Annotated in this window: 14 protein-coding genes; 3 read left to right on the top strand and 11 right to left on the bottom strand. The window is 71.1% G+C overall.

Annotated elements, in window-relative coordinates; translation table 11 throughout:
• Window positions 1–36 precede the first annotated feature (36 nt).
• The 8 genes from ACT3T5_RS04830 to ACT3T5_RS04795 form a co-directional block, all read right to left on the bottom strand.
• Window positions 37–417 (bottom strand): FKBP-type peptidyl-prolyl cis-trans isomerase, encoded by a 381-nt coding sequence (locus ACT3T5_RS04830; RefSeq protein WP_343922779.1) that lies wholly within the window; start codon window positions 415–417, stop codon window positions 37–39.
• Window positions 418–464: 47 nt separating this feature from the next.
• Window positions 465–1415 (bottom strand): FKBP-type peptidyl-prolyl cis-trans isomerase, encoded by a 951-nt coding sequence (locus tag ACT3T5_RS04825; RefSeq protein ID WP_444576875.1) that lies wholly within the window; start codon window positions 1413–1415, stop codon window positions 465–467.
• 71 nt (window positions 1416–1486) lie between these two features.
• Window positions 1487–2917, bottom strand: a complete 1431-nt coding sequence (gene pafA, locus ACT3T5_RS04820; RefSeq protein WP_444576876.1) for a Pup--protein ligase — start codon at window positions 2915–2917, stop codon at window positions 1487–1489.
• Window positions 2918–2921: 4 nt separating this feature from the next.
• Window positions 2922–3110 carry a ubiquitin-like protein Pup gene (locus ACT3T5_RS04815; RefSeq protein ID WP_444576877.1) on the bottom strand — a complete coding sequence of 63 codons (189 nt, stop codon included), beginning with the start codon at window positions 3108–3110 and terminating at the stop codon, window positions 2922–2924.
• Between the two features lie 9 nt (window positions 3111–3119).
• On the bottom strand, window positions 3120–4805 hold the full coding sequence (gene dop / locus ACT3T5_RS04810) for a depupylase/deamidase Dop (protein ID WP_444593730.1): 1686 nt from the start codon (window positions 4803–4805) through the stop codon (window positions 3120–3122).
• Entirely contained in the window at window positions 4802–6370 is a 1569-nt protein-coding gene (gene arc / locus ACT3T5_RS04805; protein ID WP_444576879.1) for a proteasome ATPase, read from the bottom strand. Before arc ends, dop begins: the two co-directional genes overlap by 4 nt.
• 44 nt (window positions 6371–6414) lie before the next feature.
• Window positions 6415–7494, bottom strand: coding sequence for a tRNA (adenine-N1)-methyltransferase (locus tag ACT3T5_RS04800; RefSeq protein WP_444576880.1), 1080 nt, complete (start codon window positions 7492–7494; stop codon window positions 6415–6417).
• A 52-nt stretch (window positions 7495–7546) separates the two neighbouring features.
• Entirely contained in the window at window positions 7547–8665 is a 1119-nt protein-coding gene (locus ACT3T5_RS04795) for a site-2 protease family protein (protein WP_444593729.1), read from the bottom strand.
• 108 nt (window positions 8666–8773) lie between these two features.
• On the opposite strand from ACT3T5_RS04795, the gene ACT3T5_RS04790 reads away from it, so the two are divergent.
• Complete coding sequence (locus tag ACT3T5_RS04790) at window positions 8774–9583, top strand: PAC2 family protein (RefSeq protein WP_443344189.1); 810 nt, start codon at window positions 8774–8776, stop codon at window positions 9581–9583.
• A gap of 68 nt (window positions 9584–9651) precedes the next feature.
• Here ACT3T5_RS04790 and mshC read toward each other — a convergent pair whose 3' ends face one another.
• The 3 genes from mshC to ACT3T5_RS04775 form a co-directional block, all read right to left on the bottom strand.
• Entirely contained in the window at window positions 9652–10935 is a 1284-nt protein-coding gene (gene mshC, locus ACT3T5_RS04785) for a cysteine--1-D-myo-inosityl 2-amino-2-deoxy-alpha-D-glucopyranoside ligase (protein WP_444576881.1), read from the bottom strand.
• A gap of 52 nt (window positions 10936–10987) precedes the next feature.
• Entirely contained in the window at window positions 10988–11860 is an 873-nt protein-coding gene (locus tag ACT3T5_RS04780; RefSeq protein ID WP_444593728.1) for an undecaprenyl-diphosphate phosphatase, read from the bottom strand.
• A gap of 141 nt (window positions 11861–12001) precedes the next feature.
• Complete coding sequence (locus tag ACT3T5_RS04775; protein ID WP_444593727.1) at window positions 12002–12373, bottom strand: DNA primase; 372 nt, start codon at window positions 12371–12373, stop codon at window positions 12002–12004.
• A gap of 132 nt (window positions 12374–12505) precedes the next feature.
• Here ACT3T5_RS04775 and ACT3T5_RS04770 point away from each other — a divergent pair, with 132 nt between their 5' ends.
• Window positions 12506–12802, top strand: a complete 297-nt coding sequence (locus ACT3T5_RS04770; protein WP_444576884.1) for a DUF5703 family protein — start codon at window positions 12506–12508, stop codon at window positions 12800–12802.
• A gap of 102 nt (window positions 12803–12904) precedes the next feature.
• Window positions 12905–13396 carry a hypothetical protein gene (locus ACT3T5_RS04765; protein ID WP_444576885.1) on the top strand — a complete coding sequence of 164 codons (492 nt, stop codon included), beginning with the start codon at window positions 12905–12907 and terminating at the stop codon, window positions 13394–13396.
• Window positions 13397–13452 lie beyond the last annotated feature (56 nt).

The following is a 13452-nucleotide window of genomic DNA, read 5'->3' as shown; positions in this document are numbered from 1 at the left end:
CCGGCTCCCCCGCCGCCGCTGCTGTGCGGGACGTGGTCAGCGCTTGTGCACCGCCACCAGGTCGCACACGAAGATCAGGGACTCACCGGGCGCGATGACCGGCGGGGCGCCCATGTCGCCGTAGGCGAGGGAGGCGGGGATCTCGAGCCGGCGGCGGCCGCCGACCTTCATCCCCTGCACGCCCTGGTCCCAGCCGGAGATGACCTGGCCGACGCCGAGCTGGAAGCGCAGCGGCTCGCCACGGTCCCACGAGGCATCGAACTGCTCCCCGGTGGAGTGCGAGACGCCGAGGTAGTGCACGTCGACGACATCGCCGCGGCCCGCCTCGTCGCCGTCACCGACGATCTCGTCGGTGCTGACCAGCTCGGTGGGCGCGGGGCCCTCGGGGTGCTCGATCTCGGGCTTGCTGCGATCCATGGGTGCTCCTTCGGGAGGTGAAGAGGGTCAGGGGCCAGTGTGCCAAATCAGTCTGTCAGGTGGGCGGCGTCCAGCACGTCGATGACGAAGACGAGGGTCTCCCCGGCGAGCTCGCCCTGGTCCTTGTACGCGTCGTCGGTTGGGACGACCAGCATGACCTGGCTGCCCACGGCGAGGTCCAGCAGGTTCTCGTCCCAGCCGGGGATGACCTGGCCCTGCCCCTGGACGAAGGAGAACGGCGCGCTGCGGTCCCACGAGGAGTCGAACTGCGAGCCGTCGGACCACTTCCAGCCCGTGTAGTGCATCGTCAGGTAGTCGCCGGCGGCGGTCGTGTCGCCGGTGCCGACGATCAGCTCCTCGCGGGTGGTCTTCGTGGGGGCATCGCCGGACGGTGCACCGTCGAGCGCCGGAGCGCCGTCGTCGCCCAGGGTGACCTTCGGGAACGTCCCCGAGGGCTTGCCCGCCGTGCCCTCGGCGCGCAGCGGGGCCACGACCCGGTCGACGTCCGCCACCTGGATCAGGGAGCGCGCCTGTCCGGACTGGTCCTGCTGCCAGCCGGCCATCGCGAAGCGGGAGCCGACGGTCATCGAGGTGAAGACCTCGAAGGCCGCCTTGCCCGCGATCTCCTCGGTGACCTGGATGCCGCCGGCGGGACCGCCCTGCCACCAGGACTGGAGGGTCTCGCCGCTGCTGGCGTCGATGTAGAGATGGCGCCACACGAGGGTGTCCCCCTCGACGATGGCCGCACCGTCCCCGGGGACGATGACCTGCGCATCCGCTGCGGAGATCTGCAGCGGGGCCGTGAACTCGACGGTGGGCTCGGCGCCGAGGTCGTCGCTGACGGTGACCCCGCTCAGCGCGGGAGCGCCGCCTCCGTCGGACGCGCCGCCGCCGTCGGAGGCGCCACCGGATCCTTCGCCGTCGTCGGAGCAGGCGGCCAGGCCGATGGCGGTGGCCGCGGCGAGGGCGGTGGTCAGCAAGGTACGACGGCGGATCACAGAGGGCCTTTCAGAGGACGAGCCCCGATCGGGGCGCGGGTCCAGCGTACGGGGCGCCGGGACGGCGGTTCTCAGACTGCAGGAGGCGGCGGGGTGACCGTGCCGGAGGCGCGGGGGCTGCCGGCGCCGCCGAGGCTCCGGATCTCCTCGAGCAGGGCGTCGACCGTGGGCAAGGAGGTCGCGAAGGGGTCGAGCACCTGCACGGGCATCGCGCCGGGTCGGGTCAGGCGGAAGGTGGTCCAGTCCACGACGTGATCGACGCCGTGCTCCTGGGCGGCGGTGACGACCTGACCGCGAAGGTGCGCGCGGGTGGTGCGCGGGGCGGTCTCGCGGGCCGCCTGGATGCGCTGCTCGGACAGCTGGGACGGCGCGAGCTCGCGGCGCTGGAGGGCCTGGAACACGCTCTGGCCGGGATCGATGTCGTGATAGGCGAGGTCGAGACGTTCGATCGCGGGATCGCCCAGTCCCACCCCGCGACGCTCGGCGACCTGGCCGAACAGCCGCTCCTTGATGGCCCAGTCCAGCCGGGTCGCGGCCCAGCTGCGATCACCGGTGGCCACCGCGTCGATCGCCTTCTGCCAGGTCTCCAGCACCTCGCGGTCCGCGCGGTCGCCGCCCTCGACGATGGTCGCGGTCGCATCGAGCCACCGCTGCTGCACCTCGACGGCGGTCGTCGTCCCGCCGCCGGCGAGGGCGATAGGCGCCCGCCCGGTGAGGTCGCGGGACACGGCACGGATCGCGGCGATGTCGTCCTGGAGGGCGAGCTCGGGCAGGGTGCGACCGGACTCGATCGCCCGCAGCACCAGGTCGGTGGTCGCGAAGCGCAGGTAGGTGGAGACCTCGCTCATGGTCGAGTCCCCCACGATCACGTGGAGCCGCCGGTAGCGGGTGGGATCCCCGTGGGGCTCGTCGCGGGTGTTGATGATCGGGCGGGTGCGGGTGGTGGCCGAGGAGACGGCCTCCCACATGTGGTCGCTGCGCCGGGAGAAGACGAACTGGGCGCCGTCCTCGTCGTCCGCAGGGGCGGCCACTCCGCCGGCGCCCGTGACGATCTGGCGCGTGACGAGGAAGGGCAGCAGGAAGCGCGGCAGCCGTGTGAACTCCCCACGGCGGTCCACCAGGTAGTTCTCGTGGGAGCCGAAGGCGTTGCCGGCGGAGTCCACGTTGTTCTTCAGCAGATGGATGCGGGCATCCTGCCCCTCGGCCGCGAGGCGCTCGTTGGCCTGCGTGGTGAGATCGGCGAAGATGCGCTCCCCGGCGCGGTCCTGCGCCACCAGCTCCCACCAGTCGTCGCACTCGGCGGTCGCGTACTCCGGGTGGGAGCCCACGTCGAGGTACAGACGGGCGGCGTTGCGCAGGAACACGTTCGAGGAACGGCCCATCGCGACCACCGGGCGGAACAGCTCGCGGGCGGCCGCCTCCGGTTCGAGGGCGCGGGAGCCGTCGGCCCGCACGCACACCAGGCCGAACTCGGTCTCCAAACCTCCGACGCGACGCTTCATCGGGTCACTGACCGCCCTTCTGGACGAAGGAGCGCACGAAGGTCTCGGCGTTCGACTCCAGCACGGAATCGATCTCGTCGAGCAGGTCGTCGGCGCCCTGCGCCGAGGCGAAGGTCTGGCCGCCGGGTGCGGCGACCTCGTTCTGCTCGTCCTCGGGTCCGGTGCCGGGGCCGTTCAGGGACTGCTGGGACATGGGTCCTCCTCAGGACACGGAGACGGCCCGGCGCAGCGCGTCGAGGATCGTCTCGGGATCGGTGGTCAGGTCGATGCCGTGCAGCTCGCACCAGGCGGCGGAGCCCAGGCGCGGATCCGCCAGGCGCAGGCGGTACCCGCTGTCGGGGCCGGCGAGGGTGATCGCATCCCACCCGGCCGAGGGTACGTGCTCGCGGTGCGCGGAGATCAGGCCGCCGCGCAGATGGGCGCGGGTCGACGAGGGTGCGGTGGTCATGGCCGCATCGACCTCGTCCTGGCCCACGAGGGTGCGTACGGCGCCCGCTGCCCGCAGCTTGCCGAACAGGCCCCTCGCGGGGCGCAGGTCCGAGTACTGCAGATCGATCATCGACAGGCGCGGATCGCCCCACTCCAGGCCGTGCCGGGCCCGGTAGCGCTCCAGCAGCTGCAGCTTCGCGACCCATTCGACGCGCTCCGCTGCCAGCGCAGGATCCTGCTCGAGGAGGTCCAGCAGCTCGGCCCAGGCATCCAGCACCTGCGCCGTCTCGGCGTCGTCCCGGTCGGCGACCGCGGCGATCGCCTCGAGGTGGGCCCGCTGGATCTGGATCGCGGTCAGCGCACGACCGTCGACCAGCTCCACCGTGGCCCGCAGCGTCGGATCGTGGCTGATGGTGCGCACCGCGGCGACCGGATCGACCAGCCGCAGATCCGGGAGGATCGCGCGCCCGGTGCGATGCTCGGCCTCGAGGGCTGCGAGCACGAGGGAGGCGGTGCCGAGCTTGAGGAAGGTGGATTCCTCCAGCAGGTTCGCATCCCCGATGATCACGTGCAGGCGCCGGAAGCGCGAGGGATCAGCATGGGGCTCGTCGCGGGTGTTCACGATGGGCCGGTTCAGCGTGGTCTCGAGACCGACCTCGGCCTCCATGAAGTCCGCGCGGGAGGAGAGCTGGAACCCGGGCTGCTCGCCCCGGGTGCCGAGGCCCACGCGCCCGGCGCCGACCAGCACCTGCCGGGTCGCCAGAAAGGGCAGCATCGCCGCGGTGACGCGCTCGAAGGGCACCGCCCGATCGACCAGGAAGTTCTCGTGGGTCCCGTAGGAGGCACCCTTGCCGTCGGTGTTGTTCTTGTACAGCGCCACCTCGGGGATGCCGTCCGCGGCGGCGAGGATGTCCATCGAGCGGCGGGCGATCTCCTCCCCCGCGCGGTCCAGGACCACGGCCTCGCGGGCCCGCATGACCTCGGGCGCCGAGTACTCCGGATGCGCATGATCCACGTACCAGCGGGCACCGTTGGTCAGCACGGCGTTGCCCAGGGAGCGCTGCGCGGCCCAGGCGAGCACCTCGGCGTCGTCCCCGTCCGGGGCGACCTCCGGGCCCGCCAGCGGGGCATCCATCTCGACGCTGGGCACATGGGCGTCGCGCACCTCGTCGGTGAGCTGGCTGGGGTGGGCGGCGGCGCGCTGCAGCTCGAAGCCGCGGGCATCGCGCAGCGGCGTCTCGTCGCCGTAGTCCCAGCGCACGCGCCGGCCCCGCTCCCCCTCCTGGGGGTCCAGCAGCGCATAGGCCCCGACCACGAGATGGGAGAGCAGGATCGAGCTGCCGGCGCCCGCGCGGGCCCGGTCCTCGAGATCGGCGTGCAGCACCCCGAACTCGGTCTCGATGCCCATCACCCGCTCGGTGGTCAGCAGGTGGTCCGTGCCGGTGGGTTCTGCGTTCATCGGGCGGCCTCCTCCTCGGCGCGGGAACGTCCCTGGAGGGGGATCACAGCCTCCACCCGTCGGCCCGCGGCGCCTCGGGTCCCCGAGATCCGCGCCCAGTCCTCGGGGTGCGCGGCCGAGGGCATGTCCTCGTTCTCGATGAACTCCGCGGTGATCGCGCTGATCAGGTGCTGGGAGGTCAGGCCGACGACCCCGCTGCCCAGCTGCTCCTTGACGGCGAGCTTCTTGGCACGGTCGGTGATGTTGCGCAGCGTCGCCCCGGAGACGAAGTCACGGAAGTGCAGCGTCTCCTGCGTGCCGTCGGAGTACTCCAGGCGCACGAAGGCCGATTCCGGGCCCTCGGCGTAGATCTCGCGCACGGCGAGGTCCAGGAGCTCCTCGCGGTCCTCCCGCACCGGCACCGAGTCGTCGAGGTAGAGGCCGAGGATCTCGCGGGCGGCCCGCGCATGGGGTCGACGCACTCGGATCTTCACGTCGAGTCGGCCCGGGCGCAGGATCGCGGGATCGATCATGTCCTCGCGATTCGAGGCGCCGATGACGATCACGTTGTCCAGGCCCTCGACGCCGTCGATCTCGGCGAGCAGCTGCGGCACGATGGTGGTCTCGACGTCGCTGGACATCCCGGTGCCGCGGGTGCGGAACAGGGCCTCCATCTCGTCGAAGAAGATCACCACCGGATGATCGGCGGCGGCCTTCTCGCGGGCCCGCTCGAAGACCAGCCGGATCGAGCGCTCCGTCTCCCCGACGTACTTGTTCAGCAGCTCGGGGCCCTTGACGTTGAGGAACGCGGAGTTCTCGAGGGCCTCGGCGACGCTCACCCCGCGCACCTCGGCGCTGCGCAGCACCAGCTCGTGGGCGACGGCCTTGGCGATCATCGTCTTGCCGCAGCCGGGAGGGCCGTAGAGCAGCACGCCCTGGGGCGGCCGCAGCCCGTAGGTGCGGTAGAGGTCCTGCTGGAGGAAGGGCAGCTCGACGGCATCGCGGATCGCCTCGATCTGGTCCCCGAGCCCCCCGATCTCCTCGAAGGAGACGTCAGGGACCTGCTCGAGGACGAGGTCGGTGATCTCGGCGCGGTCGATGCGCTCCATGACCAGCTGGGCCTTGAGATCCACGAGCACGTGGTCCCCGGGATGGAGGGTCTCCTCCGTGAGCCCGCCCGCTCGGCGCAGCACCCGGGTGTCGTCCGGGGCGACGGCGACGAGGATCCGGGAATCCGCGAGGGCCTCCACGACCGGGACGACGTTGCCGGAGTCGCCGGCCGGGACGGCCTCGACCGCTGCGAGCGCCTCGTTCAGGCGCAGCTCGGTGCCGGGGTCCAGGGCGTCGAGGTCGAGGCTCGCGGCCGTGGCCACGCGCAGCTTGCGACCGTTGTGGAGCACGTCCAGGGTCGTGCCCTCGGCGCGACGCAGGAAGGTCGCATAGGTGTTCGGCGGATCGCCCACCCGCTCCAGATCGCTCTTGAGCTCGACGATCTGGGCACGGGCGCTGCGCAGCCCGCCCACCAGCCGTTCGTTGTGGGCGGCGAGCTTGTCCAGCTCGGCGGTCATCTCCGCATATGTCTTCATCGTCCTGGGTCTCCTTCCTGTCGGCGGATCAGCGGCGGGTCCGCTCAGCGGTCCCGGCCCTGGCGGATGTCCCGCAGCGCACGCTTGAGCTTGCGGGGCGCGACGCCCAGCTCCCCCACGTCCTTCGGGCCCCACTGCGAGTCCGAGCCGCCGAAGCCGTCGTTGGCGGGGTCCTGGAGCTCCTCCTCGAGGTGCGAGCCGGGTGCGGGTCGCGTCACCCGGGTGAGGGCCTTCGTGCCATGGGCGGTGCGGCGGGCGGTGAGCAGGAACCCGGTGTGGGCGTTCATCCGGTGCTCGGGGCGCACGGCGAGGCCCTCGAGGTGCCAGGGCCGCACGAAGGACTCCCAGGCGTAGGGCTCGGTGAACTCGCCATGGTCGCGCAGCGCCTCGGCGGTGCGCGAGAGCTGGGTGACGGTGGCGACGTAGGCGAGGTACACCCCGCCGGAGACGAGCACCTCGGCCGCTGACTCGACGCACTCCCACGGGGCGAGCATGTCGAGCACCACGCGGTCCACCTGGGGCTCACCGGGTGAGAGCGTCGGGGCGAGGTCCTGGAAGTCCCCGATCGAGAGGTCCCAGGAGGGATGGGGCCCCCCGAAGTAGGTCTCGACGTTCTCACGGGCCACCTCGGCGAAGTCCTCGCGGCGCTCGATCGAGTGCACGGTGCCCTCGGGGCCGACGGCGCGCAGCAGCGCGGTGGTCAGGCCGCCGGAGCCGACGCCGGCCTCCAGCACCCGGGCACCGGGGAAGATGTCCCCCCACATGAGGATCTGAGCGGAGTCCTTGGGGTAGATGATCGCCGCGCCGCGCGGCATGGAGAGCATGTAGTCGGCGTACAGCGGTCGCAGCGCCTGGTAGCGCGTGCCGCGGCCGTCCTCGATCACGACGCCGTCCTCGGCACCGATCAGCAGGTCGTGCTTGAGCACGCCGCGATGGGTGTGGAACTCGCCGCCCTCCTTGAGGGTGATCGTGTGCAGGCGGTTCTTCACGTCCGCGAGCTGGACCTTGTCGCCGACCGCGAAGGGGCCGGTGCGATCCAGGCCGAGTCCGAGGTCTCGGTGGGCGGTGGCCGGAGCCTCGTCGGTGGCGGCGCTCTGCTGCGGCGGTTGCGGCTGATCAGTCATGCGTCCAGCATATGACGCTGTGTGAGACGTCCGCGCCCAGGAGTCGTATGGGTCACCGTCCGCGCAGGAGAGCGTTGACCTCGTCGCTGAGGATCACGCCCAGCGCCTGGCCCGAATCCTCCAGCACGAGATAGAGGGGGAACGGTCGCGCGAGGATCGCGGAGACCAGCTCGTCGCCGCGGAGCGACGCCCGCAGCGCCCCCATCTCCCCCACCGGGCCGGCCACGGCGCTGATCGGGGTGCGGGAGCGTTCGCCGTCCGGCACCGCAGCGGCGGCGGCGGGCTGGACGCGCAGGACGTGACCGACGACCCCCGGCCGGGCGGTGCGCTGGTCCAGGACGAGGAGGGCGTCGAGCTCCGAGGAGGGGCCGAGGTCGGAGAGCATCTGCTGCGGCGCGACGAGACGCAGCGGGCGGGCGAGGGAGCGCGCGGCGAGCGTGTCGATGCGCGCTTGCAGCGTCGCCGCACCGAGCGCCCGGGAGGCGCCCTGCCAGAGCATGCCGGCGATCAGCATCGCCCAGAGCAGCGCGAGCAGCAGGAAAGTGCCTGCTCCCTCGCTCTGCAGGATCCACCGCAGCGGGACGAGCACGACGAGCACGGCGATGCCGCGTCCGATCCAGGCGGTCACGCGCGTACCCAGCAGCGGATTGCGCAGCACACCGCCGAGCAGGGACTCCAGGGCGCGTCCGCCGTCCATGGGCAGGCCGGGAAGCAGGTTGAACAGTGCCAGGGCGAGATTGAGGCGGGAGCAGAGATACCAGAAGACGTCCGGGGTGGTCCCCGCATCGGTCAGCGTCCCGGCGGCCGTGGCGAGCGCGGCGAGGGCCAGGTTGCTGACCGGGCCCGAGAGCGAGATGACGATCGACGCCGCGGCGGACATCGGCCGCCCCGTGTACTGCGTGTGCCCGCCCCACAGCGTCAGGGCGATGTGGTCGACCGTCGCACCGAAGGCTCGAGCGCTCACGGCGTGCCCCACCTCGTGGACGAGCACGGACAGGACGAGGAACAGGGCGATGCCCAGGGCAGGCAGCAGAGCGGCCGCGGAGAAGCTGCCGCTGCCGTCGGAGAACGACGGGTACAGCATCAGCGCGAACACCGCGACGGTGACGAGCGTGCCCGGGCTGACCTGGATCGGCGGCAGTGCGCCGAGTCTCAGCGTGGGGCTCTTCATGGGGTGGACACTCCTCCGGCCGGGGTGGTGGATCCCCGGGGCACAGCGAGGATATCCGGTGGTCCTGCGCCTCGGCTCGGAGAGCGCGATGGAGCCTATGATGGAGGGATGAGTCGAATCGCCATCACGGCTTTCAGCGGATGGAACGACGCGGGAGAAGCCGCCAGCGGGGTGATCGAGCATCTGCTCGAGGTGTGGCCGTCACGGCCGGCCGGCGCGGTCGATGCCGAGGAGTACATCGACTTCCAGGTCAACCGACCCGAGATCAGCACGGACGAGGACGGTCTGCGGGTTCTCGACTGGCCGGACACCGAGCTGCGGATCGTGCAGCCGCCGCGTGGCCCCGAGATCGTGACGGTGCTGGGTCCCGAGCCGTCCCTGCACTGGAAGCGCTTCTGCGACGAGGTGCTCGAGCAGATGCAGCTGCTGGACGTGAGCTCGGTCATCTCGCTCGGTGCGCTCCTGGCGGATTCCCCGCACAGCCGCCCTCTGCCGGTCTCCTCCTCGATCGAACCGGGATCGGCCCAGCCGGTCGCGGGCTCCGAGCTGTACTCGGGGCCCGTCGGCGTCCCGACGATCCTCGCCCGGCGTACTGCGAGCGCGGGCCTGCGCACGTCGAACGTGTGGGTGCAGGTCCCGCACTACGTCTCCCAGAACCCCTCCCCGAAGGCCGTGCTCGGTCTCCTCCGGGAAGTGCAGTCGCTGGTCAGCGCGCCGATCCCGATCGACGACCTGCTCGAGGAGTCCGAAGCCTGGGAGCGCGGCGTCGACGAGCTCGCCCGCACGGACGAGGACGTCGCCGACTACGTGCGGCGCCTCGAGCGCGCCCAGGATGCCGCGGATCTCCCCGAGGCGAGCGGCGAGGCGATCGCCAAGGAGTTCGAGCAGTTCCTGCGCCGACGGCGCGAGACCGACTGAGGCCGCGAGCCGGCCCGGACCTGCCCGAGCCGGCCGGAGGCGACTCAGCCGCGCCGGCTGGAGGCGGCTCAGCCGCGCAGGTCGAGGCCGAACAGCGCGTCGGCCGCGGCCAGGACGTCACCGGGGGCCGACGTGCCCTCCGGACTCTCCACCTCCACCTCCGCCTCCGTCTCAGCCGTCGCGACGGTGTCCGAGGAAGCGGCCCACCCGTCGAGCACGGTGAGCGCCGTCGGAGTGTCCAGATCCTCGCGGAGTGCGGCACGCAGGGCCTCGACGGTCCGCGGATGATAGCCACCGCGGGACGCCGCGAGCCGGTAGCTCTCCAGGCGGCTCGCGGCGAGGGCGAGAGAATCGTCGGACCATGCCCAGTCGGCCCGGTAGTGGTGCGCCATCAGCACCAGGCGGATCACCATCGGGTCGACGCCGTCGCGGACCAGGCGGTGCACGAACACCAGGTTGCCCAATGACTTGCTCATCTTCTCGCCCTCATGGGCGACCATGCCGCTGTGGGTGTACACGTTCGCGAAGCCGCGACCCAGGGCGACCGCATGGGCTGCGCTGAGATCGTGGTGCGGGAAGATCAGATCGCTGCCGCCGGCCTGGATGTCGAAGGGCAGGCCGAGCCCGCCCTCGGCGATGCACACGCACTCGACGTGCCATCCGGGACGGCCACGGCCCAGCACCCCGGCGTCCCAGGCGGGTTCGCCGTCGCGCTCGGCGCGCCACACGAGCGGATCGAAGCGGCCGCGCTTGCCCTCACGATCGGGGTCTCCCCCGCGCTCGGCGAAGACGGCGAGCATCTGCTGCTCGCTCCAGCCGGAGACGTCGCCGAGGGCACCGTCGATGTCGAGGTCGAGGTACCAGTCGTCTCCGGAGGCATCCGGAGTGGAGACCTGATAAGCGCGCCCGCGCTCCAGGAGGGTGGTCACGGTCGCGATGATGCCCTCCATCGACTCGCTCACCGAGAGGTAGGTCTCCGGGGCGACGACCCGCAGCGCCTCCATGTCCTCGGCGAACAGGGCGGTCTGCGAGGCGGCGAGCTCCCGCCACTCCACACCGTCGCGCTCGGCCCGTTCCAGCAGCGGGTCGTCGACGTCCGTGATGTTCTGCGCGACCTCGACCTCGAGCCCCGTGTCCCGCAGGGCCCGGCGCATCAGGTCCGCTGCGTGGTACGTGGACGCATGTCCCAGGTGGGTCGCGTCGTACGGGGTGATGCCACACACGTACAGACGGGCGCGGCCCGGGGTGATCGGCATCAGGGGGGCCACTCGACCTGTCCGGGTGTCGTGCAGCTTCAGCGGCACACCGGAAGCGGGAAGGGGCGAGAGCGTCGGAGAGATCCAAGATTCCACTGTTCGATCATACGGTCCCGGAACAGGACGGATGACGAGGGTGGGAGGGGTCTCAGGCGACGCCGAGCGGGTCCACTCCACCCAGCCAGAGCAGACCCAGCAGCAGCAGGCCGGCGATCACCCGGTAGACGACGAACATCAGGTACGAGTGGTTCTCGATGATGCGCATGAACCAGGCGATCATCGCCAGGCCGACGGCGAAGGCCACCACGGTGGCCACGATGATCGCCATCAAGGAGGGTTCCCCGGCGGCCGCGGCGGCCGCGCGACCATCGGCGCTCAGCAGCGCCGGCACCTCCTTCGCCGCCTTGTACAGGCCGGAGGCGAACACGGCCGGGACGGCGAGCAGGAAGGCGTACCGGGCGGCCGCCTGGCGGGTGAAGCCCATCAGCAGGCCGGCGGTGATGGTCCCGCCGGAGCGGGAGACCCCGGGGATCAGCGCGAGAGCCTGGGCCAGGCCGAAGAGGATGCCGTCGCGGAGCGTGAGGTCCGTCAGCTCCTTGCGCTGGGGAGCGATCCTGTCCGCGAGCCCCAGCAGGATGCCGAAGACGATCAGCATCGTGGCGGTGATGTACAGGTTGCGCAGGGAATGGTCGATCTGGCTCTCGAACAGCAGACCCAGGACGCCGATCGGGATCGACCCGAGGATCACCAGCCAGCCCATCCGCACGTCCGGATCGGACTGCGGAACCTTGCCGGCAAGGGCCTTGAACCACTTGCCGATGATCCGCGTGATGTCCTTCCAGAAGTAGATCAGGACAGCGGTCTCGGTACCGAGCTGGATGATCGCGGTGAAGGCGGCGCCCGCGTCCTCGCCCGGGGCCATCAGCTCGCCGACCACGCGCACGTGGGCGCTCGAGGAGATCGGCACGAATTCGGTCAGACCCTGGACCAGGCCCAGGACGATCGCCTCGATGAACGACATGGACACTCCTCGGGGACGGCAAGCGGTCGTGACGGGCCGATGCGCTCATCGGCCCCGGACAGACTACGCGGCGCCGGGCATCGAGCCCGGCGCCGCGTGGGAGCCAGTGGTGAAGATGACGTGCAGGTTCAGCGTACGAGGTCAGCGCCCGGTGCCGGAGTCCCCGTAGTCGTCCCGATCATCGTCGTCATCATTGTCATCGTCATCATCGTCATCATCGTCATCATCGTCATCATCGTCGTCGTCATCGTCGTACTCGTCGAGGTCATCGAGATCGTCGAAGTCATCGTCATCGTCGTCGTCCTCATCGTCGGCATCGAAGACGATCAGGGGCGTGGCGATGTCGTACGCATCGAAAAGGGCATCGTCGTACGCGTCGAAGGCAGTGGTGAGCTGCTCGGTGGCGGCGTCCAGGGCAGGATCGTCGTCACCGCGGGAGGCGGAGGCCGCCTCGTAGTGTCTTTCGAGGGCAGCGATCAGCGCAGCAAGAGCGGAGCGAGGATCCGTGTTCATGCTTGGACGGTACCCCTTCGGACGGCAGAATGGACAGAGGGAACCGAAGGCCCCCGGTCGGATTCCGCTCCCGTGGCGGCCGTACCCTGGACCCGCCCGTCCCGGCAGGTCATCGATCACAGGAGGATCTCGTTGTCCGGACTCCACAAGCCCCTGGCTGCACGCATCGAGCACGTGCGTGATCCGCGAGGTCTGCGGGACCTCCCGCTCGAACGCGGGCGCCGTGCGGAGGACTACGAGTTCCAGATCATCACGGTCCCGCGGGACAGCTCGGTGTCCCAGGTGCGCGCGGTCCTCACGGAGCAGGCCGAGTACGGCCGCTGGGAACACGCGCGGACGCGTCTGTACCTGGGCGGCGGCAAGAAGGTGTGGCTGCGACGACGGATCCTCCGCGTCGAGTCGACCCTGGACCACTTCTCCATGCTCTGAGCGCGGACACGCCCGCGCTCCGTCCACAACGACGCGCCCGCCCCGGCGCCGATGTCCCGGACTCTGGTCCAATGGCACCGTGGCAACCCTGCTGAGGCTCCCGTGATCACTCTCGCCGTGCTGCTCGGCGTCTACCTGCCGCCCGCGCTCGTGCTCGCCTGGATCGACGTCCGGGAGCACCGCCTGCCGAACGCCTGGGTGGGCGGTCTGACCCTCGCGGTGAGCGTGGCGCTGCTGCTCGAGGCCGTGCTGATGCCCGCCGCGCGGAGCACGCTGCGAACAGCGGCTGTGCTCGCGCTGCTGCTCGGCATCGGGGCGATCCTGCTCGCCCTGCTCGCCCCGTCGCTGCTGGGCATGGGCGATGCGAAGACGTTGCCGGTGGTAGTGCTCATGAGCGCGGCGCTCGGCGGAGACGCCCTCCTCGCCTCCTTGCTGGGGATCGCGGTGATCAGCGGCCTCGCCGGAGCGGTGGTGATGATCGTGACCAGGCGCCCCGGGGTGCGCTTCGCCGTCGGACCGGTCCTGCTGGCCGGCCCGTTCCTGGGCCTGCTCGGGGCACCGTTGGTCCGCGCGGCGCTCGGGGCCGGCGGGTGAACTTCCGCCTCGACGCGCTCCGCCACGTCCCCTCCACCCCTGCGCGCTGCCCCGCT

Source organism: Brachybacterium sp. AOP3-A1-3 (genome assembly GCF_052378285.1).
Taxonomy (GTDB): domain Bacteria; phylum Actinomycetota; class Actinomycetes; order Actinomycetales; family Dermabacteraceae; genus Brachybacterium.
Note: the sequence above shows the minus strand (reverse complement) of the source record. Positions and strands in the feature narration are given on the sequence as shown.

Bases quoted from the DNA above. Each gene is read 5' to 3' on its own strand.
- ACT3T5_RS04830 (WP_343922779.1), bottom strand. From the start codon at position 417: ATGGATCGCAGCAAGCCCGAGATCGAGCACCCCGAGGGCCCCGCGCCC.
- pafA (WP_444576876.1), bottom strand. From the start codon at position 2,917: ATGAAGCGTCGCGTCGGAGGTTTGGAGACCGAGTTCGGCCTGGTGTGC.
- ACT3T5_RS04815 (WP_444576877.1), bottom strand. From the start codon at position 3,110: ATGTCCCAGCAGTCCCTGAACGGCCCCGGCACCGGACCCGAGGACGAG.
- dop (WP_444593730.1), bottom strand. From the start codon at position 4,805: ATGAACGCAGAACCCACCGGCACGGACCACCTGCTGACCACCGAGCGG.
- arc (WP_444576879.1), bottom strand. From the start codon at position 6,370: ATGAAGACATATGCGGAGATGACCGCCGAGCTGGACAAGCTCGCCGCC.
- ACT3T5_RS04800 (WP_444576880.1), bottom strand. From the start codon at position 7,494: ATGACTGATCAGCCGCAACCGCCGCAGCAGAGCGCCGCCACCGACGAG.
- ACT3T5_RS04795 (WP_444593729.1), bottom strand. From the start codon at position 8,665: ATGAAGAGCCCCACGCTGAGACTCGGCGCACTGCCGCCGATCCAGGTC.
- ACT3T5_RS04790 (WP_443344189.1), top strand. From the start codon at position 8,774: ATGAGTCGAATCGCCATCACGGCTTTCAGCGGATGGAACGACGCGGGA.
- ACT3T5_RS04780 (WP_444593728.1), bottom strand. From the start codon at position 11,860: ATGTCGTTCATCGAGGCGATCGTCCTGGGCCTGGTCCAGGGTCTGACC.
- ACT3T5_RS04775 (WP_444593727.1), bottom strand. From the start codon at position 12,373: ATGAACACGGATCCTCGCTCCGCTCTTGCTGCGCTGATCGCTGCCCTC.